Below are 19,901 nucleotides of genomic sequence, written 5' to 3'. Positions count from 1 at the left end.
ACTAAACAAAGAGCTGTATTTAGATGCAAAATGTTCCCTGTGGATTGCCAAACAATCACTAAAACGATACAACAGAAAAATCATCTTGCCCCTGCTGTTGAGTCAGTTTCATACTCACTCAAAACGACCGAGTGAAGACGACAGGCCACAGCAGCCTCATTGGAATTATTTCGCACCTAACATGGAGACTCTATATGCAAGCCCACAGGCGCAGACAAAATTGCATCTTATACACTTTTCAGGCCTCAAAATCGTCTTCGCCCTCATTCCCCGAAAAAGGCATTTCTTCTGCCGAAGATGAGAAGCCAGGCGAAGACGGCAACGGCAAGCGCACCACCAGACGCCGCACCTGGTCACTTTCACGCGCCAAAACCCGCAAAACCACCACGCTCATATCATCGTTTGGACGACCATGATCCAATCGGATGGCTTGAGAAAGCAGGGTATCCGCTAGCGATTGAGCCTCAGGATCTTGCTCCTCCAGCAAGGCCTCCAACATGGTACAAATGTCCAGACCACGTCCATACTGGCTACCAGCCTTGCTCAGGCCATCGGTGTGCATGACAACTGTGGTGCTAACTTCCAAGGGGATCTCAGTAATGGCCGGGCGGATATTCCGCGCCACACCAATGGGTTGATCTATCCCGCTAATGCATTCCACCTGATCATGATGCGCCACATAGATAGGAGTGGGGTTATTATGCGTGATGACCAACGTATGGGTCTGTAAATCGGCACTGAGGATACTGAGATACACAGAGGCCTGACCATTGCGCTCTGTATAGAGAAAGTCAGAAGCCGCCCGCGCCGCCGCGCCATCCCGAACCCCTTCGGCCAGCAAACTGATTACCTTGTGCACTACCAGGCTGGAAACCACTTTTGCCTGACGGCCGGATGCTTGCCCATCGCACAAGACCACCGATAGCCCCCCATTAGGGCGCTCCACAACTTCCAGAGTATCCCCACTCTCTTGCGACCCGTACTTAGTTGTTTTGGCCACTGCAATTTGTATTTCCATCGCTACCTGTTCGACTCAACTCATTCTCAAGGATTTTAAGATACCAGACTCACAACTTCTCCGCAGTGGGAGCCAAGGGCTTTTGGGCCATCAAAATTAACATCTGGTCTCCATTATAATCGCTAATTTTCCAGGCGACATTCAAATAATTTCTAGCCAGGAAATGTTCCGTTAGTCGGTGCTGGAACTCGGGCGACACAGGCCCTTGGGCAGTCATGCGAAATAACCAGCGCAAAGCACGCACAAACAGACCCTCTCCACCCGGTACCGCTCCCAGCAGAACCACCAGGCGCCCACCAGGGCGTAAAACGGACCAGATACCCTCTAGAGTGTCCATGGCCCAGATGTAATTACCCGGAAACGTTGCCACCACAGTGTCGAAACTATCTCGGCGAAAAGGCAGAGCCTCTGCCCGAGCCCGCACCAACTGCCCAAGCACTCCGCCGCGTTGCAAGCGACGCCGGGCCAAATTCACCATGTTGGGGCTTTCGTCCACCCCAAAAACCCGATAACCACACTTGAACAACCGCGTTTGCAAATGACCAGGTCCAAACCCAATTTCCAGGATACAGGGGCCCTCGAGAAGAGGAACTATCGAATGCACCCATTTTTGCCAGCGCCCCACCGAAACCACCCACGAGACGAAGTCGTATGCCCAAGCAAAGGGATGGTAAAGCAGCCAGAAAACCCGCTCCATCAGGTATACTTTACGTGCCATACAAACTCCATTCTCATGCCCAGGTGGAAGCAACGCAACTTATGGAATTATATTTCATTCGCCATGCCCAATCCATGAACAACGCCCTGTGGGAAAGCACCGGCAGCAGTAATGGACGTCACCCTGACCCTGACCTGACCGACAAAGGGGTGCGCCAGGCCCTCTATCTGGCCTCTTTTCTTAAGACCCCCCGAAGCACACCCGACGAAGCCAACCGCGCGGCAGACTGGCATAACCGTTACGGATTTGGGTTGACCCACCTCTATTGCAGCCTGATGAAACGAGCGGTGAGAACCGCCTCTATCGTAGCCCAGGCTTTGAACATGCCCCTCTACGGCCACCCCGACCTCCATGAAAATGGTGGCGTGTACCTGGATGACCCCGAGCGTGGTGAGCCAGTGGGCCAGGCCGGCCTTTCACGTACCGAATTACTAACCCTATACCCGAATTTAATCCTGCCTCCTTCAGCCACAGAAACCGGATGGTGGAACCGCCCCTTCGAAACCGAGGAAGAGCGCAGTGCCAGGGCCCAGCGCGTATGGCAATGGTTGCTTGAGCGTCATGGGCATACCGAAGACCGGGTGGCCTTTTTCAGTCACGCCGGTTTTTATCACACCTTTCTCACCACCCTGTTGGGCGTGGCCGCCCCGGGAAATGCCTGGTTGTCGCTGAGTAATTGCGCCATAACCCGTCTGGATATCTCCCCAGACGGCATCTGGATCGTCTACACCAACCGAGTTGATTTTCTGCCGGACAGCCTATTATGAATCCGCGGGTTCGCCCTCACCAGAGATCCTTGCCGCTTTGGCCCGATCCATGGTAGCAAATAGCGCAAACCCCACTAACTGAACCGCTCCGCCTATCCACAGGGCTGCGTGCAATCCTAACCAATCGGCCAATGACGTGCCCAGAATCGGTGCTACCATTGAGGAAACGTACTGCAATTCCTGGGCCAGTGCCACAAACGACGCACTATACTCCAAAGGAACGCGTTTCATCAATTCATCAAAGAAAACCAGGTTTAAGCCCGCTTGGAAAATGCCCGCGATCCCGGCGAAGAGCGTAATGAGTTCCACCCGGGCAGTAAGTGCGACCAGCACCGGGTACATCTCCACTCCAAAGGTTGTCCAGAGCAAAATCCACCGCGTCCCACGCCGCCGCGATTGCGACGACCAGAAGAAATACCCTACCATTAGAATAGCGGTCTGGGCAGTATTGATGGTAGCGATCCACCCATCTGAAGCATGGACAACCCGCACAAAATAGAGTGGGAAAATCGGGGCTACCAGCGCGGAACCGGTCAAAAAGATGAAACGCCGAGCGACAAAGGAAAGAAATGCTCGCTCATTACGAAGAATGCGAAGATAACCAGCCAGGCGTACTTTGAGACTCTGCGCCTCTGCCTCATCCGGGACCGGCAAATCCGGCAGCACAATTTGACTGGAAAAGTAATAACTGAGAACGCCAGCCAAACCCAGGCCTGTAAACACCACCTGGTAATTCAGGGGGAAAGTGATGCGATCCAGCAATTGCCCAATGAGAAGGACGGCTACCGAGGTGGTGATCCCAAGGATAGACCAGCGCCGTGTCATTAGATCAAAGCGATAATGCGGCCCGGCCACGGCGTTCATGACCACCGAAAAGGTAATAGAGAGCATGGTTTGTGGAATGGTTGCCAGCGCCCACAGGAGCAGAATCCCGACCACGCGGAAGTGTGGGGGCATTAGCAAACTCAGCACCCCAATCAATCCGTAGCCCAGAATGTACCCCATGCGCGAGAGGCTGAACCAGCGCACTATATTGCGCTGACGTTGCAGAAACTGCCCCATGGGCAAGGCCAGGATGAGACCGGTCAACGCCGGCAATGAAGAGAGCAGCCCAACCTGAAAACTTGAGGCTCCCAAACGAGTTAGAAAGACGGGCAGGAAAGGGGCTGCCGCATTGGCCAGGCCCACGGCAATGGCATCGAGTTCAACATTGCGGAAGTTACGTTGTTGGATCGGATTGAGGTCCGGCGGACCCGCAAAAAAACGTTTGAGAGCCACGATGAATTCCCAAATTAAAGTTGAATATCGAACTCCCCCACTTCAAGCACAACTGGCTCGGCAACCTCTACGTCAAATCGGGCCAACCAGCGATAAAGCTCCAAAAGGTAACGCAGCCAAACCTTTAAACCCTGAGACTCTGTCGTGGATTTCATCCACTTTTGCTCCAGGTAAGGAATCTGCAGAGCCGCCGGAAAACGCGGCACTGAACGTGCCAGTAAGAGCATCTCTAAATCCCACACGTTGATCTCGCCAGAGGCATGAGCACTGAAAAGGCGGTGTCCCTGCGGGTGAATCCACAGCCCCACTCCAGGAGAGGCCGGTTCTGTCAGGCGAGAGACCACCTTCCCGCTGAAAATGTTCCAGGCCGCAATGGCACCCTCAAGATCCGTGCTGAAAAGCAACTGTTCTTCAGGATGAAAGCACAGATGACTCAGGCGCGTTCCCTCGCATGCCACTTCCCAGAAGCGTCGCCCATTGACGATATTCCAAGCCCTCAGCCAACCATCCCGACTGTACGAAGCCCCCAGCTGACCCGAGCTAACGGCCAACGCCAGCAGAGTTTCACCCTGATCGGGCAGTTCGGTGATCAAGGCACCATCCGTCCAGCGCCACACCCGAATCACCCCGGCTGAGCCCGCGCTCACCAGTCGCTCTCCATCTTCGCTGATCCCCAACCCAAACAGCTCTTCACCATCTGGCGTGGTGATCAGACGCAATTGAGGGCCAAAGGGAAACCGCCACACCCGGATTGTCCCGTCAAACCCGGCACTAAATAAAACACGTCCTGCGGGGTGCATCACCAAAGCCCGAATCAGCCCGGTGTGTCCGGTCAGAGTTTTCACCAGAGCACCATCGCTAAGGCGAAAAACTCGAATGACGTGATCATTGAACCCCCCCACAAGATAATCACTCTCTGGACTAAAGGTTAGCACGCGAGGCTGCCCCAATGCTCCTCCCACACGCCGCGCTGGCCAGGAGGATTCCACCAGGTCCCAGATCCAAAGGGTGGCATCAAGCGTCCCGCCCGCCATCCAGGTGCCTTCCCGATTGACGGCAAAACTCATCAGTTCGGAGGCCACCGGCGGGCGATAAACTGCCACCCGTTGCATTTGCGGGGGATTCAAGCGGCAGGCTTCAGCCAGTTCAAGCAAGGCATTAAACGCACCTTGCTCCTCAGATACGGCGGGCCGCCAATCCTTTTCTTTTAGCACATGCAAGATTTGGACACCCCAGTAAGGTGGCGCCACCTGAGCGATTTTCCACAGATCAGACCAACGTTCTGCCTGTGCCAAGTGAGCCACCAGACTTTGCCAATCGGCATCACTCAGATCGCGGATTCCGCGCACGGTATGACCACGCTGGACCACACTCAACCAACCCACTCGTCCGGTATAGCGGCTGAGATTGAGCAAACGCCGGCGCACCAGGGGTGCCGCTTGTTCGTAAGCCATTGCCAGTAAGTGCTGGTCCAGGTCCAGTGCTTCGTAACGCTCCCATTGCTGTGTCAGGAAGAAAAACAGCGCCCGCTGGGCCGCTTTGCGGGGGAGATAGCCCCGTTGACGCAGGATTTGCAGGACTTGCCCATCCTCGTATTTCAGGTAGAGAGCGCACAATGCCTCTTGAGCGATTTCATTGCCTTGTAGCGCCAGTTGATCCAGGAAATGCAAGATTAACTGCCGTTCGCGAATGCGCGTAAACCGGGCATAGCGCTCAACCAGGGCCTCCATCCCCTCTTCGGTGGGGGCTTCCAGAATCCGAACAATCTCAATCCATTCTCCCCACCCCTGCCGCTGCGCTGCATTCAGCAAGCGCGCTCGTAGCAATGCATCCTTGCTCTCAAGATAGGTCGCGGTTACGTGTACACCGGAGGGATCATGCTGGTAATATGCCTCCGCATCCTCATACAGAAAACTAAATAGAGCCTGCAAACGGGGTTGTGAGCAGCGCAGAGCATGTTCCCGAATCAATGTTACCGCGCCCGAATTATCTTCCTCTACCGCCAGTTCAAATAAAACCGCTCGACTGGATTCACGCCCCTGCTGTGTAGCCCGCGCAATCAACGCTTTTAACGCCAGAGTTCGCACATCCTCAATCGGACAGGTACGTACTGCCAATTTCAACATTTCATCGGCTTCAGGTCCATCCTCTGCTTCCAAAAAGGCAACGGCACCTTGTAAAAGCAGGCGCTCAACCCACTCCGGCGGGAGACTAGCCCAAGTGGAAGGCTCGCTGAAGAGGCTTTGCAACTGCTCACGCAAGGAGGTCATCGTTGCCATCCCACCCTATGCACCGGATCTATCCCCGTGACGCGTACCCCACCATCTGGTGCAATGATCACCTCGGCTACAGGCACCTGAGAGAAATCAGACAGTGTGTAACGTGAGGTCAAGAAATGCACGGTTTTGTTGGCCGAACCAATGAAGCCACGCGCCAGCCGTTGCTCAGGCTGATAGCGCCCCGCAATGACCACGTCCACATGGTCCAATACCGCATTTCCCCAAGGTAAAGCCTGGATTTCTTCCCACGTGTATCCTGTCAATAGAATGACCGACCATGCGGTTTGATGCCGCACCCTGGCTAAAAAGGATACCAACGCCTCTCCCTGCTGCAGTGGTTCACCGCCGCTTAAGGTCAGTCCCTCGCTCAAAGGTACATAGCGCCTTACCTTCCGAAAAAGCCCCTCTGTCGTCCATTCCTTCCCACCCTCAAAGGGATGGGTTTGTGGATTGAAGCAACCTGGACATCCCAGGCTACATCCCTGGAACCAAATGACCGTGCGCCTCCCGGGCCCATTGGCCCGGCTCAGGGGTTCAATGTGATGAACACGCAAAACGCCTTCTGAAACACTCATAAATCCGGTTTTCTAACTTCCAGGTGATTGATGTCCTGAACCTCGGTTGAAGAGGGTTCATATGCCTCGGCCGTCATATCACGTTGGAGAATTTCACCGCCCAATGCCCGCTCCAAGGCCTCGGTTAAAGTCAAACACACCGTGCCCTTGACCCCGCGCACGGCAACGATCACTCGCCCCTGCCGATCTATTGTGACTTCTATCTCCTCAATCCTCATCGTCCACCTGCCTACCTGCCTTACCCAATCCGGCGCAACAGCAAATGGATTTGGCCGGCCTCATTGGTTTCCTCCACCAGCGTAAAACCCTGAGCTTCAAGTTGGTCACGTGCTGCATGGTAGGCATAGCGCTGAGCCAGTTGCTGCTTAAACTCCCGAGGACGAACCCCCATCACGCCAAACCAATCTGCCACAATTTCATAAGCCCCTTTGACTTTGCGAAAGCCAATTGGATAGCTTAGGGGTGGCTGAATGCGAATCTCCACTGCCGTGCGCTTTCCACGCACGCTGTGGATTTCCAGATCCCCCTCCTCTGGCTCATAGCCCAAATCCCGCAGGGCTTCGAGCAGGTAACGCTTCTCTACAAACCTGGTCTTGAGCCGTGAAATGTGTGACATTTGCTTACCCTCAAGCCTACCTCACGAAAGCCGCACCACTGGCGCAGCACGTAAAACCCAATGCTGGCGGTACAGGTCGCGCGCATTGATAACCAGACGTTTATTAGCATCCACAAAGAACTCCACCTCAAAACGGGGCTCCCCCTGGGTCGCAGGGGGATCAGCCACCAGAAAAGTGGGATTGGTTTCGTTCATCCAAAATCGGGTGCGCGCTTCCTGCTCCTGCACGCTGAGCGGAAGCAACCGTACCGATCCCGCTGGGTCAAAGACCAGTTCCACCCCTGGCGCAGTTTGAGGATGAGAGTCCCCGATCTCAAAAATGGCCAAACCCAGGCGCTGCTGACCGTCGTATGCCGCTTTGATGGTCAGCCGTGCCACCGGCGCCGGGGTTGGATACGGAGTGCCTTTGGGAACGATAATGCGATAATCATAACTGCCCTTGTGTGGATCTACATAACGAATGGCATAATCGTGTTGAATGTAATCAAAAATTTCCACCCCGGCTACAAAGGCAGCGGTTCCCAGCGCCACGGCCTCCAAAGGCCGATGCAACATTACGCGCTCCCGGCCAAACATCTGCCGCAGAAGCCGCTGGACGGCCGGAATGCGGCTGCTCCCTCCGATCAAGAGTACAGCCTGAATCTGATCTTCGTCGTAACCGCGCTCGTGCGCCTGATTCAGGGCCAGGCGAATGGTGCGATGGATTTCAGTAAACAACCCGTGGGCTTCCAGCAGTTGCTCAAATTCTTCTCGCGAGAATTGAACCGAAAGCGCGCTCCCATCAGAAAGGGGCACTGCCTCCAGGGCTACCGTTTCCTCAAAAGAAAGACGCTCTTTCAAACGTTCGCTGCACACCAACAATTGCGTGCTCTGTTCCCGTACCGCCTTCTCGTCCTCGGAACGATTGTGACGGCGTAGAATCTCTTGATATAACCACTGGTCAATACGTGCCCCACCTAGATCACGACCTGCCTTTCCCAATACCCGGCAGTGACGCCCAGGGATATCAGAATCCCTATCCAGTTGGACCACCGAAACATCCAGGCTGCCCCCGCCAAAATCAAAGATCAGGTACACCTGACCGGGATGCAAGTGCAATCCATATCCCAGAGCTGCTGCCGATGGTTCATCAATGATCCGGAACCGCTGGATCCCCAGCGTCTCGGCCAAAGCCAGCAACCAGTTTTGGTAATGTTCAAACGCCTCCACAGGCACGCTAAAAGCCACCTCTTCATCTGGATGTAAATCCTCGAGGGCAAAAAACAGCACCGTGCGTAGAAAATCGCACCCTGCATCAGCCGGACTGATCTCGCGCTGCCCAATGCGCAGGCGCAGGGGAGAGCGGTGACTGATGTAGCGCTTCATCCAGCGTAGCGTGCGAGGAGAATCATATAACCCGCGTGCAAAAACCTGCTGCCCGATCCAGAAGTGCTGCTCATCCACATAATGGATGATCGAGGGAATACAGGAAACAGCTTCTCCCTCCCCCTCTTGCAGACGACTGTATTCCGGTAAATGCAAAAGTCTCGGCTCCTGGGCCTCGGCATCCCAAAGGGCCAGAACCGTATTCGAGGTACCAAAATCAACCGCTAATCTGCCACCCATCTTTGATTTCACAGACCCAATATCGTACTTTACCCACCCAATCCGGTGGGCTGATTCGATTATAACGCAATGCTAGAGCAGAAGATCAGGGGCTTTTGCCACCCAACCCGCTGGACTAGGGCTCAATCGGATATCCAGCATCGCTCCAGGCTGCGAATCCGCCCAAAATTGGCTTTACATCGGTAAAGCCCCGTTCTAAGAGGTATTGCGCCGCACGGGCGCTCGACTCTTCGGCAGGTCAAGTACAGTAGGTAATAATGGGTCGTTGCGGATCTAACTCGCGAATCCTTTGCGGCAACTCATTCAATGGGATATTGAGCGCACCTGGGATGTGAGCGGCTGAGTAGGCACTGGCCGGTCGCACATCCAGAAACACGGCACTGCCCTCATCATAAGCGCGTTTGGCTTCCTCTAGAGGAATGCGCTTAACTTCTGGGTAGGGGATATTCGCCACCTGGGTCGCGGGTAGTGTTCCACCTACCCCAGATGACTGGTTCTGGGTCCAAAAGCCCCATGCACCATAAGCCATCAACACCAGGCCCACTAGGATAAAAATCCATGGGGCTATACGACGTGAAGGGCGATCTTTTGTTTTATTCGCTTTAATGGGAGAACGAGTAGATGATGTTTTCACAACTCTAATTATAACAAATTACACCATATTATATTGTTTTGCTCAGTCACCCTCCTGGGTTTGCTTCTCCCCCTTCAGGTTGACCAGTTCAAATCTTTCCAATGCGTTGATCAGATCTTCTCGCCGTAATATAATGGCCACCCCCGGTTGCCCCGACCCCAATGAGATCTCTTCGAACGCAAAGACACTTGGGTCAACCAGAATACGAAGCGGGGTCGGCAGGCCAAAAGGTGAAACGCTACCCGGCACATAACCGGTGACCCTGACCACCTCCTCATCAGAGGCAAGCGTCAAACGGCGCTGCCTCAAGTACTGCCGCAGGGCAGGCCAATGAACATGAAATCCACCAGGAATGAGGGCCATCACAAACTCTCCTTCAGCCGTGCGAAAGAGCAGTGTGCGCACCACCTGATCCAGACGCTGACCGCGCTCAGCAGCCGCTTGTTCCAGATTCTCTGGTGGCCGTTGGTGAACAAACCGACGGTATGGGATGCCACGTTCTGCCAGAAAGACTTCGGCTGCAGTTGGCACGATTCCCTCATTCCGCAACTAAAAGCCTAAGGTTAGTTGTTGTTCGGGGTGGTGTCCATCCAATAGAAGATAGGGGACAGCCCGATTGACGTTCACCCCTAATTGACGCAATTGTTGCAAGTCGCGCAAGCGGGTGAAACGACGAGCACGAACGATTGCTTGTGCCGATTTCGGCCCAATTCCAGGAACGCGTAACAATTCCTCACGCGAGGCGCGGTTAACCTCCAGGGGGTGGGTGAGATATTGGCGTGCCCAGGCCGTTTTGGGGTCAACGTTCAGGTCCAACCTTCCCCCTGCGGTCAAAGGTAGTTCCTCAAAGGAAAAGCCGTAATCGCGCAGCAGGAATGAAGCCTGGTAAAGGCGCAGAGCACGCACCGGATTCTCCGGGGGATGATCTTCCAGCGGGGTTTGGGCAATGGGATGAAAGGCCGAGTAGTAAACCCGACTCAGCCCCAGTTGCCGATAAAGATAGGCGGTTGTCCTCAAGAGTTCCGCATCCGTTTCGCCGATCCCCACCACAAACTGGGTGCTCAATGAAACCCTCCGGCGCTTTGGGCCGAACTGCAAGTTTTGGGCCGCCCGGTGGGCCTGCTGCAAGGGTTCCAGCAACGCGCTACCCGGTGCTTTACGAGGAGCCAGTTGCTTTAAGTAGGTGGCTCCCGGCATTTCCAGGTTGATCGAAACGCGCGACGCCAAAGCCACGGCATGCTCCACCTGTGCGGCCTCGGCGCCGGGCATGAGTTTGAGATGCAAGTAACCATCAAACCCTAACCTGTTGCGTAGAATTTCTGCCGTGGCGATCAGGCGATCCTGGGTGCGTACCCCACCTCCTACAACCCCAGAGGACAGGAACAACCCCTTGACCAGACCAGCCCGATAAATTTGGAGAAAGGCTTGTGCCAGTTCTTCAGGTGCAAACGTGGCACGCCGAAAATCACGCCCAGCACGGAATGGACAATAGGCACAGTTGTACTCACATACGGAGGTCAACAGCACCTTGAGTACCGGAACCTTTTGCCCCCCACTAAGTATTACATGGCTGATGTGGTCTAATAGGCGCGAAGCAGCACCAGAAGCACGTGAGGTATGGCAAGCCGGTAATGTCTCACGCCCGACATTTGGCTCTTCATCCACTTCCAGGTCGTGATCTTGAGAGAGAAGGGTGAGTTTCTCCAGCCAATCCATCACACTTCGATTATAGAACATATTTTCCGATCATACAACCACCTTTATTTTGCCCGGTTCACAAAAGGCCATTATTGTCCCGCTCCGGTGTTTGATATACTTGAATAGTAAAGCCACAGGTTCAAACCAGTCGAATTGGGACTCAAGTACAATGGTGATCCTAGGTTCCTGGAACGGCAACCGATTGACCATTAGCCTCAAAACCAGTGGATTGACGGTAAGTTTTGAGCATACCGGACAAACCACCGTATACGGCTATGATCGTGCTGGACGACTTTGGACAGCCATGGAAAACAACGTCTCTTATCGCCGTGGTTTGGATGGCAAGGTCATTGCTAAGTGGCGCTCAGATGGGAATTTGCCTTCCCGTCGCTGGCTCTCCCCTACGGAGGCAAATGCTTGGGTGAACCACGCTCATCGCCGAATGAAAGCGCTCCTTGTTTCAATAGAGCACCAAAAGGTCTTATTTGAACAACCCCTCCCCGCAGAAGGGATCCATTTATTGAGCGTAGCCGCAGCCTTTGATGCTCAACGCGCTGCCGCAGACGCAGCTCAATTTGCCCGTGTGTACAAACCCATTGGTATTCTTCCCCCGGATCAGTACATGGCTGTTGTGCTCCAGGCAACGGAGGGCTGCTCATTCAATACCTGTACGTTCTGCAATTTCTATCGGGATCACCCGTTTCGTATCAAAACTCCCGAAGCATTTGACCAGCACGCACAGGCGGTCAAAGCCTTCCTGGGCGAGGGACTGAGCCTGCGCCGCACCATCTTCCTGGGAGATGCCAACGCCTTGGTGGTCCCCATGCCACGTCTGCTCCCCTTGTTTCAGGGCGTTCACAAACATTTCGACGTCGAGGCGTTAGGCGGCATTTATGCGTTTCTGGATGGATTCAGCGGCGAAAAGAAGCACCCTGCTGATTATGAAGAACTGGCCGCGCTAGGCTTGAAGCGAGTTTATATCGGCATGGAGTCGGGAAATGCAGATCTCTTGCGCTTCCTGAGGAAGCCTGGTGATCCCACAGACGTCATCCGGACGGTTGAGGCGCTCAAACAGGCCAGCGTGGCCGTGGGTATTATCATTTTGCTGGGCGCTGGAGGGCACGCTTTTGCACGCCGGCACGTGGATGATACCGTTGCAGCCCTGAATAGCATGCCACTTGACCTGGAGGATTTGATCTACTTCTCCGAATTGATCGAAAGCGAAGGGCTCCCCTACGTGCAGCAGGCCTTTGAAGCGGGCTTACGCCCTCTCTCGCCAGAGGAGCGCCTCCAACAGGGGCAGGAAATTGAAGCCAGGCTAATTTTCAGTGACGAGCGGGGCACCCCTCACATTAGCCGCTATGACATCCGCGAATTTGTATATTGAGAGCGGGAACTATGGGATCGGTTTACATCCGCTTTCACGGCTGCCTGAACGACTTTCTGCCGGCCGCTCAGCGTGAGCGCTCGATTTTGTACACCGTCAGGGAGAAGACTGCCATCAAGCATATCATCGAGACACTCGGGGTGCCCCACCCAGAGGTGGGCAGGGTTGAGGTGGATGGACAGCCGGTGCCGTTTACCTACCATGTTCAGAACGGCGACGACATCCACGTATACCCGTTCGACCTGGAGCACCTGGAAGCCTCTGCTATTGACCCACGCTTTGTCCTAGACAATCATCTGGGGAAGTTAACTCACTACCTGCGCTTGTTGGGGTTTGATGCGCTTTACGACCCCTTCTGGCAGGACCGCGATCTAGCCCTGATTGCGAATCGTGAAGACCGCATCTTACTCACCCGCGACCGCGGCCTCCTGAAGCGCAACCTGGTGCGTCGGGGCTATTGCATACGCACGCACCAACCCCGCGAGCAGGTCCTCGAAGTGATCAACCGCTTCAACCTCAAAACCCTGGTCAAACCCTTTCAGCGGTGCCCGCGCTGCAACGGCCTGCTGGAATCGGTCAACAAGACCGAGATTCTCGACCGCCTGGAACCCTTAACCCGGTTATACTATGATGAATTCGACCGCTGTACCCAATGCGGACAGATTTACTGGAAGGGTTCTCACTACGAACGCATGCTGCCCTTTATCGAAAAAATCCTCAACTTCTGCAACGGAAAAGCCCCATGACCGCCGTTCTCCCTGTAGGAAAGCTCCCCCATCATCTTCTAGCCGACTTGCTGAAACATGCCCCCAGCCAACACGAGCGTGTGCTCCTGGGACCGGGTATAGGTCTGGATTGCGCCATCCTGGATATGGGCGAAACCGCGCTGGTGCTCAAAAGTGAACCTATCACGTTTGCTACCCAGGATATTGGCTGGTATGCTGTACAAATTGCCAGCAATGACATTGCCACCACCGGTGCCGTGCCGCGCTGGATGCTGGTTACCCTGCTTTTACCCGAAGGCAAGACCACCCCGGAATTTGCCGCAGAAATTGGGGAGCAAATTTTTCAGACCTGTCGCCAGATGAACATCATCCTCCTGGGGGGACATACTGAAATCACATATGATCTCCATCGTCCAATAGTCGTGACCACATTGATTGGCGAAATTGAAAAATCACGGGTCATCACTCCCCGCGGGGCCCAACCCGGTGATGTGCTCATCCTCACCAAAGGAATTCCCATTGAAGGCAGTGCCATCCTGGCCCGCGAATTCGCCCATCGGTTAGAAGGCGTGCTCACACCCGAGGAGATCAAATCTGCCCAGCGCCTCATCTACGAGCCGGGCATTAGTGTCCTTCGCGATGCCCAAGTTGCTGTTGGGGCCGGGCGCGTTACGGCCATGCACGATCCCACAGAAGGTGGGTTGGCAACAGCCCTTTGGGAATTGGCAGAGGCCGCCAGTGTTCGCTTGCGCGTGGAAGGCGACCGCATCCCAATTCCCCCCTTAGCCCGGAAAATTTGCGCTCATTTCGGCCTGGACCCTCTGGGCACTCTGGCTTCTGGCGCACTGCTGCTAACCACACCAAGTCAGGAAGCCCCTCGCATTTTGGCCGCGCTTACTGAGGCCCGGATTCCGGCTGCTGTGATCGGAACAGTTGAAGCCGGGATGCCCGAAGTTGTCCTTCTCAGCCAAGGCCGCGAGAACATTTTGCCCCACTTCGCACGAGATGAGATTGCACGCTTTTACGAGCAACAAGCCCTTGAATAAAGGCCTCCTGGATCTCCAAGAAGGCTTGGAATTTGTGGTAAAATTTTGTAAAATCAAGGGCGCCCGTGGTGAAGTGGATATCACGTTACCCTCCGGAGGTAAAATCCCGAGTTCGAGTCTCGGCGGGCGCACTTGAGTTTTTATTTTTAAGCCATTTCTTAACTTCCTTTGCATAGGTTGTTAATGCGTTGCTTATATTTTCCTGGTATAAATTCAAACAACTCAATTACAATGCAAAGTAAGTAAAGTGTGACTGGCAAGGAGGATGACCATGTATTACCCCTTTTTATTGGGTGGTTACGGCTTGTATCTGCTCTTCAGTTTGCCCGCCCTCATCTTGGGGCTGTGGGCACAGCTCAAGGTACAAACCGCTTTCAGTAAATACTCGCGGATTCGCACCTTGAGCGGTTTGACCGGTGCTCAGATTGCACGACGTATGCTGGATATGAACGGCTTGCATGATGTGCGCATTGAACGAGTAAACGGTTTTCTCAGCGATCACTACGACCCGCGCGCCAAAGTACTGCGTCTGAGTCCGGAAATCTACTCCAGCCCGAGCATTGCTGCTGCAGGTGTGGCCGCTCATGAAGCAGGGCACGCCATTCAGGATAGCCAAGCCTATGCCATGCTGCAGTTACGCACTGCCATCGTGCCCACGGTTCAGATTGGCTCATGGCTGGGCCCGATCATCTTCATCCTTGGTTTCTTCTTCCAGGCCGATCCCATAGCCTGGCTGGGCGTTGGGTTATTTGGGCTGACTGCCCTCTTTGCTCTGATCACCCTTCCAGTAGAGATTGATGCCTCCAATCGAGCCAAGCAGTGGCTGGCGACTTCAGGAGTGGTCTACAATCAGGAAATGGAAGGAGTGCGCAGCGTTCTTGATGCCGCTGCTCTCACCTACGTGGCTGCTGCGATCCAGGCCATCACGACAGTGCTGTACTATGTTTTCCTGCTGATGGGACGTCGCCGGGATTAATGAACCGGCCTGAATAGTGGATCACGCGGAGCCCCAAGGGGCTCCGTTTTTCGTCCTGTATAATTTGTGCGGGATGAAAGTCACACGGTCAATCACTGTACGTCGTATTCTAAGCGCGCTTCTCGCGCTTATCTGGTTTCCCCTGGCAGTGGGAGTGGATTACCTTGCTGGTAAACCCGTGTCAGCACAGCCTTTCACCTGGCGCTACGATGACCTGCGACAATTGGATAGCGCTGACGAAGGTGCTCCGCCCCAATGCGATTTCATCGCGGCTTATGTACGCACCGAGCGGGCTGACCTGGAAATCCGTCTGGACACCCTGACCAGCCAGGGCCCGGCCGATTGTGACCTTTATCTGGCCTTTGATCTGCAAAACGGAGGTAACCGCACTTTGCCCGTGCGTGCTGTAAGCCCATTGGCATGGGATTACCTGCTTATTGCTCGCGCTCATCAAACGCCTCTCGTGCAAGAGGCATCGGGAGCCACTGCCCCCCTCATCCCTCAGATCTTTCGTGACCCCCAACAAGATACCTGGATCATCCGTCTCAATCGCTACTTGCTCCCCGGCCCCCGCCATCAGGTCACGTTCCAGGCCTGGAGTACGCTGCCCGATCATAAGGACATTGCGGATACAATCGGTCCGTTTGAGTTCTCTGCAGTTCCTCCGCCGCCCGCATCCCTCCTGCTGGTATTCTGGGACACACTACCCGCAGCCTCCCCCGCTCAGGTGCTAAGGCGTTGGGATGGGGCTCACACTGGCCCATATGGTCAGCGGCATGGCTTGCGCCACCTTATCGAGGCTGCAAGCCAATACCGCGTTCCAATTGTTCTGGCCGATCTGATGGCCCCGTCTTCCCTCGCCGGACTGGACGCAGTTGGGGGCTTGAAAATCGTGCAACAGGCCCAGCGGCAGGGATGGCTCATTCTACCTACCCCCGCCATGGGAATGCCCGATATCACCGCCTGGTCCCAGGCCTTCTCCCAAACCACGCGTGCCAATTTCGGTTTCTTTGATTCCTCGGTACGCTTTGGGGCCTTCCCAACGGAAGCGCTCAGCCCCGGCCGCGCCTACTTTTCTCGCCTTGCCGACTCGTCCCACATTCTTCAATTCAACGGGGCGCGTCTCCTGCCCCTCCCCAACGGTTTTCTGCAAGGCGACTCCTTCCTTCCCCAAATCGAATCCTCCGGGAGGCTTTCTCTACCTGTCAAACGCACTTTGATCCGTACTGCCCTCTCCCCGGACCCAACCGACCTGGTGGTTTTGGGAGAGAGCCTACCCACTAGCCCCTGGGCGGATCGCCGTTTTGCCTTTGCAGTCATGAAATACCTGGCCAACCACCCCTGGATCCATGTGCTGGACGAGGCCGATCTTTGGATGCACCCCGCACGTCCTCTTGATTCAAAAGCCTTGCATACCTGCAAAGATGTATGGTGCACTCAGGCCGATTGGGTTTCTCTGATGCCTACCGAGGCGCTCGGGATATCTTTATTCAACACCACCACAACCACCCTTCGTGAAATCCCCACAACCCTTCAGACATCTGCGTTCCGCATCCAACTTACACAAACAGCGGCAATGCTCAGCCATCCTACCCCAGACCTGGCCCTTCAGAAACTACGCGCAGAGTATCGTGGTGAATTGGGCTACCTTCAGCAGGCCTTGAAATGGGCATCTCACCCCGTCTCCACACACACCTGCGAAGTAGACTTAGATGAAGACGGTATGCCTGAGTGCATCCTGATCAGTACCACGGCCCTGGCCATCCTGAATCTTCAGGGCGGTCGCTTGGTGCACCTCAGCCTGATGCAGCCCGAAGGCCCCCTGCAAATCATCGCCCCCAGTGCTCAGCTGACAATTGGATTGAGCGACCCTGCCACATGGAAACAAGAGAACGGGATCTGGGCTGACCCCACCGTGGTTCCAGGAGGGGTGGTGCACCCCCAGGATACTGCCGTTTATCAGGTGATGAGCCTGGAGAGCACCTGTATCACGCTCCACAGCCCCACGACCGGACTGGAAAAGCGCTATTGCCTGCACCCCAACGGCCTCACCGTTGCTGTGCGAGGAAACTCACCCACGCCACCCCTCTTGCTCCCCCTTGTGCTGGTAACACCAGAGTGTTTCAGGCCTGGCTGGGCTCAGCGTTATTTCCTCAGCCCCATTTCAAAAACGCATGCCGTTTGGGCTGTCTTCGGTCGAGGCTTTGTGGATATCCGCGCCAATCAGGAGTTTGAGATCACCTCATTTACCGAATCCCTTCCCCTCCTAGGACAGCCCGAGGATCCCAATCGCGACTATCCTGCAGGGCATTACATACCCTTTCCTATGACCTTACTCACCTTTCCAGACCCAACATCTCTACTATTGGAAATCACTTTGAACTGATGGCCTTGTACTAAAACCGGTATAATATCTGTAGAATCTTTCACAACAGAGGGCAGAATGGCCGAACAGGTTGTACCCGACATTGTCATTGGTAGGTTGCCGCGGTATCTGCAAGCCCTGGAGCGAATGCGGCTTGAAGGGCTCCAAACCACTTCATCCCTGGAATTGGGGCAACGTTTGGGTATCTCGGCAGCTCAAATCCGCAAGGACTTATCTCATTTTGGGGAATTTGGCAAACAGGGCACTGGCTACTCCGTGGAGTTCCTGATCGAACAGTTACGTGCCATCCTCCACCTCAACCGGTTGTGGGATCTGGCGCTGGTTGGTGTGGGTGACCTGGGAAGTGCGCTGGCTCGCTACCAGGGCTTTACCAACCGCGGGTTCCGCATTGTCCTGGCGTTCGACAATGACCCCAAGAAAATTGGCAAACGCATTGGGAGTCTGGTGGTTGAAGATAGTGCCACCATGCCAGAGCGTATCCGTCAGACCGGGGTGAAAATTGCCATGCTAACCGTACCCGCCTCGGTGGCACAACAGGTGACCGATTGTCTGGTCGAGGCCGGAATTCGGGCCATTCTCAATTACGCACCGATCCACCTTGTGGTACCGCCTGGAATCATTGTTGAAACGATTGACCCCATCCTTAAACTGCAACACATGACCTACTACCTGGATTAATCCAGGCGGGAACAGTTGTTATACATAAACCAGGCTACGGCGCAAAAGATCCCGCATGGCAAGCGCCTTGGCCGCTCCTAGCGCCGTGCAGGTAGTTGGGTTATCTACCAGGTAAACCGGAATGCCTAGTGACTTCGTCAGGTAAGTGTCAATTCCCCGCAGGAGTGCTCCACCACCACAAAGCGCCGCTCCACGGTCAATAATATCGGCAATCAACTCAGGGGGAGTCTTTTCTAGCACGCGCCGCACCAGCGTCACAATGGCTTCCAGAGGCTCTTCCAGTGCATCCACAACATCTGCCGTGGTTAAGGTGACCGGGCGAGGCAATCCGGTCACTTGATCCTGCCCCTGAACTTCGAGGCTCTGCTGTTCTTCCTGTGGCGTCGCTGCCCCAATTCGGATCTTAAGTTGCTCTGCAGTGGGCTGGCCAATGATCACCCCATATTTCTTGCGCACATAGGTGATGATGGCCTCGTCCATCGCCAAGCCACCCGTGCGTGCGGTTTCAGCAGCCACAATGTCATTGAGCGCCAGCACCGCAACCTGGTTTGTTCCCCCGCCCAATGAGATGACCATGTTGCCGGTGGGCGTATTGACCGGCAAATCCAAACCCAGCGCGGCTGCTAACGGCTGCTGGATCAGATAAACCTCACGGCTTCCGGCTTCCAAGCCGGCCTCGTGTACGGCTCGAGTTTCCACGCTGGTAATCCCATAAGGGATGGTGATCATCAGGCGTGGGCGGAAGAAAAGCATGGGGCCACAGATTTTTTTGATCAGGTATTGAAGCAAAATTTCGGTGACTTCGTACTCGGCGATGACCCCATGTTGCAATGGACGCACGACCTGAATACGCTCCGGAACACGGCCAATCATGTCTTTGGCCGCTTGCCCCCACTCAACCAGTTTCTGCTCTTCAACCACAATAGCGGCAACCGTGGGTTCCTGTAACAGAACCTGATTGCCCTCAGCGATAACGGTGTAGAATGTCCCCAGGTCAATGCCTAATTCACGCGTCAGAAGGGGCATAACCGTCCAATCCTTTCATTCCAAAGCATTAGCACCAGCGCTCACTCGCGGCGTTCACGCTGTACTCGCTGCCGATAGCGCTGAACGGCTTCCAGGCGCAAGTTCGAGCGTCGCAGTGCCGCCTGAAGTTCAAAATATTCATCTGATTCCTTAGGGATCCCCCTTTGAAGCATCTCCTCGGCACGACGCTTGGCGGCCTCGGCGCGTTGAACATTAATCTCCAAGACATTTTCGGCGGCATCCGCGAGCACAGTGACCTGGTCGGGCTGCACTTCAGCGATCCCCCCGGCAACGGTAAAAAACTGCTCTTCACCTTGCTTACGCACCACAATAATTCCGTAACGAAGTGCAGTGAGAAGGGGGGCATGATTGGGCAAAATGCCCATCTCGCCTTCAACCCCCGGCAGGATGACAATGTCGGCATCCCCCGAAAACACAACGCGATCCTGGGAGACAATCTCACACCGAATGGGCATGCGTACCTACCTT

General features: G+C 54.9%; 20 protein-coding genes and 1 tRNA gene. 8 read left to right on the top strand and 13 right to left on the bottom strand.

Annotated elements, in window-relative coordinates:
• Positions 1-238: 238 nt before the first annotated feature.
• Positions 239-1,018 (bottom strand): SpoIIE family protein phosphatase, encoded by a 780-nt coding sequence (locus tag SE15_RS11570; protein ID WP_054522258.1) that lies wholly within the window; start codon positions 1,016-1,018, stop codon positions 239-241.
• A gap of 49 nt (positions 1,019-1,067) precedes the next feature.
• A complete protein-coding gene (locus SE15_RS11565) occupies positions 1,068-1,736 on the bottom strand; it encodes a class I SAM-dependent methyltransferase (protein ID WP_054522257.1) in 669 nt (222 codons plus the stop codon).
• Between the two features lie 41 nt (positions 1,737-1,777).
• Here SE15_RS11565 and SE15_RS11560 point away from each other — a divergent pair, with 41 nt between their 5' ends.
• Positions 1,778-2,503: a histidine phosphatase family protein gene (locus tag SE15_RS11560; protein ID WP_054522256.1), complete on the top strand. Its 726-nt coding sequence runs from the start codon at positions 1,778-1,780 to the stop codon at positions 2,501-2,503.
• On the opposite strand, the gene SE15_RS11555 is transcribed toward SE15_RS11560, so the two are convergent.
• From SE15_RS11555 to SE15_RS11515, 9 genes are all read right to left on the bottom strand, one after another.
• Entirely contained in the window at positions 2,498-3,781 is a 1,284-nt protein-coding gene (locus SE15_RS11555; RefSeq protein ID WP_054522255.1) for an MFS transporter, read from the bottom strand. The genes SE15_RS11560 and SE15_RS11555 overlap by 6 nt on opposite strands.
• Positions 3,782-3,795: 14 nt before the next feature.
• Positions 3,796-6,051, bottom strand: coding sequence for a WD40 repeat domain-containing protein (locus SE15_RS11550; protein WP_054522254.1), 2,256 nt, complete (start codon positions 6,049-6,051; stop codon positions 3,796-3,798).
• The gene (locus SE15_RS11545; protein WP_054522253.1) at positions 6,048-6,635 is read right to left on the bottom strand and encodes a 4Fe-4S single cluster domain-containing protein; all 588 of its coding nucleotides are present in this window, start codon (positions 6,633-6,635) and stop codon (positions 6,048-6,050) included. The genes SE15_RS11550 and SE15_RS11545 overlap by 4 nt, the downstream gene beginning before the upstream one ends.
• On the bottom strand, positions 6,632-6,853 hold the full coding sequence (locus tag SE15_RS11540; protein WP_054522252.1) for a DUF2997 domain-containing protein: 222 nt from the start codon (positions 6,851-6,853) through the stop codon (positions 6,632-6,634). Before SE15_RS11540 ends, SE15_RS11545 begins: the two co-directional genes overlap by 4 nt.
• A gap of 20 nt (positions 6,854-6,873) precedes the next feature.
• Entirely contained in the window at positions 6,874-7,251 is a 378-nt protein-coding gene (locus SE15_RS11535) for a DUF1257 domain-containing protein (RefSeq protein ID WP_054522251.1), read from the bottom strand.
• A gap of 21 nt (positions 7,252-7,272) precedes the next feature.
• Positions 7,273-8,868 carry an Hsp70 family protein gene (locus tag SE15_RS11530; RefSeq protein WP_236690028.1) on the bottom strand — a complete coding sequence of 532 codons (1,596 nt, stop codon included), beginning with the start codon at positions 8,866-8,868 and terminating at the stop codon, positions 7,273-7,275.
• Positions 8,869-9,094: 226 nt separating this feature from the next.
• Positions 9,095-9,490: a rhodanese-like domain-containing protein gene (locus SE15_RS11525; protein ID WP_201778099.1), complete on the bottom strand. Its 396-nt coding sequence runs from the start codon at positions 9,488-9,490 to the stop codon at positions 9,095-9,097.
• A 42-nt stretch (positions 9,491-9,532) separates the two neighbouring features.
• Positions 9,533-10,021 carry an aminoacyl-tRNA deacylase gene (locus SE15_RS11520; protein WP_054522248.1) on the bottom strand — a complete coding sequence of 163 codons (489 nt, stop codon included), beginning with the start codon at positions 10,019-10,021 and terminating at the stop codon, positions 9,533-9,535.
• Positions 10,022-10,039: 18 nt separating this feature from the next.
• The gene (locus tag SE15_RS11515; RefSeq protein ID WP_054522247.1) at positions 10,040-11,227 is read right to left on the bottom strand and encodes a helix-hairpin-helix domain-containing protein; all 1,188 of its coding nucleotides are present in this window, start codon (positions 11,225-11,227) and stop codon (positions 10,040-10,042) included.
• A 130-nt stretch (positions 11,228-11,357) separates the two neighbouring features.
• Here SE15_RS11515 and SE15_RS11510 point away from each other — a divergent pair, with 130 nt between their 5' ends.
• The 7 genes from SE15_RS11510 to SE15_RS11480 all read left to right on the top strand — a co-directional run bounded on the left by SE15_RS11510 (position 11,358) and on the right by SE15_RS11480 (position 18,386).
• Positions 11,358-12,575, top strand: coding sequence for a radical SAM protein (locus SE15_RS11510; RefSeq protein WP_054522246.1), 1,218 nt, complete (start codon positions 11,358-11,360; stop codon positions 12,573-12,575).
• Positions 12,576-12,586: 11 nt separating this feature from the next.
• Positions 12,587-13,321 carry a Mut7-C RNAse domain-containing protein gene (locus SE15_RS11505; RefSeq protein ID WP_054522245.1) on the top strand — a complete coding sequence of 245 codons (735 nt, stop codon included), beginning with the start codon at positions 12,587-12,589 and terminating at the stop codon, positions 13,319-13,321.
• Positions 13,318-14,346 carry an AIR synthase family protein gene (locus tag SE15_RS11500; RefSeq protein ID WP_054522244.1) on the top strand — a complete coding sequence of 343 codons (1,029 nt, stop codon included), beginning with the start codon at positions 13,318-13,320 and terminating at the stop codon, positions 14,344-14,346. Before SE15_RS11505 ends, SE15_RS11500 begins: the two co-directional genes overlap by 4 nt.
• Before the next feature lie 59 nt (positions 14,347-14,405).
• Positions 14,406-14,477, top strand: a tRNA-Arg gene (locus SE15_RS11495).
• A 140-nt stretch (positions 14,478-14,617) separates the two neighbouring features.
• The gene (locus SE15_RS11490) at positions 14,618-15,322 is read left to right on the top strand and encodes a zinc metallopeptidase (RefSeq protein ID WP_054522243.1); all 705 of its coding nucleotides are present in this window, start codon (positions 14,618-14,620) and stop codon (positions 15,320-15,322) included.
• A 73-nt stretch (positions 15,323-15,395) separates the two neighbouring features.
• Positions 15,396-17,708 carry a hypothetical protein gene (locus tag SE15_RS11485; protein WP_054522242.1) on the top strand — a complete coding sequence of 771 codons (2,313 nt, stop codon included), beginning with the start codon at positions 15,396-15,398 and terminating at the stop codon, positions 17,706-17,708.
• A gap of 57 nt (positions 17,709-17,765) precedes the next feature.
• Positions 17,766-18,386 (top strand): redox-sensing transcriptional repressor Rex, encoded by a 621-nt coding sequence (locus tag SE15_RS11480; protein ID WP_054522241.1) that lies wholly within the window; start codon positions 17,766-17,768, stop codon positions 18,384-18,386.
• An 18-nt stretch (positions 18,387-18,404) separates the two neighbouring features.
• Here the strand turns inward: SE15_RS11480 and mreB are convergent, their stop codons facing one another.
• Complete coding sequence (gene mreB, locus SE15_RS11475; protein ID WP_054522240.1) at positions 18,405-19,412, bottom strand: rod shape-determining protein; 1,008 nt, start codon at positions 19,410-19,412, stop codon at positions 18,405-18,407.
• Between the two features lie 41 nt (positions 19,413-19,453).
• Positions 19,454-19,888: a F0F1 ATP synthase subunit epsilon gene (locus tag SE15_RS11470; RefSeq protein ID WP_054522239.1), complete on the bottom strand. Its 435-nt coding sequence runs from the start codon at positions 19,886-19,888 to the stop codon at positions 19,454-19,456.
• Between the last annotated feature and the right edge of the window lie 13 nt (positions 19,889-19,901).

The organism is Thermanaerothrix daxensis (genome assembly GCF_001306145.1).
Lineage (GTDB): Bacteria > Chloroflexota > Anaerolineae > Anaerolineales > Anaerolineaceae > Thermanaerothrix > Thermanaerothrix daxensis.
Note: the sequence above shows the minus strand (reverse complement) of the source record. Positions and strands in the feature narration are given on the sequence as shown.

What these genes read in the sequence shown, in the direction of transcription:
- SE15_RS11570 (WP_054522258.1), bottom strand. Translation starts at nt 1,018, where the DNA reads ATGGAAATACAAATTGCAGTGGCCAAAACAACTAAGTACGGGTCGCAA.
- SE15_RS11515 (WP_054522247.1), bottom strand. Translation starts at nt 11,227, where the DNA reads ATGTTCTATAATCGAAGTGTGATGGATTGGCTGGAGAAACTCACCCTT.
- SE15_RS11490 (WP_054522243.1), top strand. Translation starts at nt 14,618, where the DNA reads ATGTATTACCCCTTTTTATTGGGTGGTTACGGCTTGTATCTGCTCTTC.
- SE15_RS11540 (WP_054522252.1), bottom strand. Translation starts at nt 6,853, where the DNA reads ATGAGGATTGAGGAGATAGAAGTCACAATAGATCGGCAGGGGCGAGTG.
- SE15_RS11505 (WP_054522245.1), top strand. Translation starts at nt 12,587, where the DNA reads ATGGGATCGGTTTACATCCGCTTTCACGGCTGCCTGAACGACTTTCTG.
- SE15_RS11560 (WP_054522256.1), top strand. Translation starts at nt 1,778, where the DNA reads ATGGAATTATATTTCATTCGCCATGCCCAATCCATGAACAACGCCCTG.
- SE15_RS11535 (WP_054522251.1), bottom strand. Translation starts at nt 7,251, where the DNA reads ATGTCACACATTTCACGGCTCAAGACCAGGTTTGTAGAGAAGCGTTAC.
- SE15_RS11510 (WP_054522246.1), top strand. Translation starts at nt 11,358, where the DNA reads ATGGTGATCCTAGGTTCCTGGAACGGCAACCGATTGACCATTAGCCTC.
- SE15_RS11550 (WP_054522254.1), bottom strand. Translation starts at nt 6,051, where the DNA reads ATGACCTCCTTGCGTGAGCAGTTGCAAAGCCTCTTCAGCGAGCCTTCC.
- mreB (WP_054522240.1), bottom strand. Translation starts at nt 19,412, where the DNA reads ATGCCCCTTCTGACGCGTGAATTAGGCATTGACCTGGGGACATTCTAC.
- SE15_RS11565 (WP_054522257.1), bottom strand. Translation starts at nt 1,736, where the DNA reads ATGGCACGTAAAGTATACCTGATGGAGCGGGTTTTCTGGCTGCTTTAC.
- SE15_RS11545 (WP_054522253.1), bottom strand. Translation starts at nt 6,635, where the DNA reads ATGAGTGTTTCAGAAGGCGTTTTGCGTGTTCATCACATTGAACCCCTG.
- SE15_RS11480 (WP_054522241.1), top strand. Translation starts at nt 17,766, where the DNA reads ATGGCCGAACAGGTTGTACCCGACATTGTCATTGGTAGGTTGCCGCGG.
- SE15_RS11485 (WP_054522242.1), top strand. Translation starts at nt 15,396, where the DNA reads ATGAAAGTCACACGGTCAATCACTGTACGTCGTATTCTAAGCGCGCTT.
- SE15_RS11500 (WP_054522244.1), top strand. Translation starts at nt 13,318, where the DNA reads ATGACCGCCGTTCTCCCTGTAGGAAAGCTCCCCCATCATCTTCTAGCC.
- SE15_RS11470 (WP_054522239.1), bottom strand. Translation starts at nt 19,888, where the DNA reads ATGCCCATTCGGTGTGAGATTGTCTCCCAGGATCGCGTTGTGTTTTCG.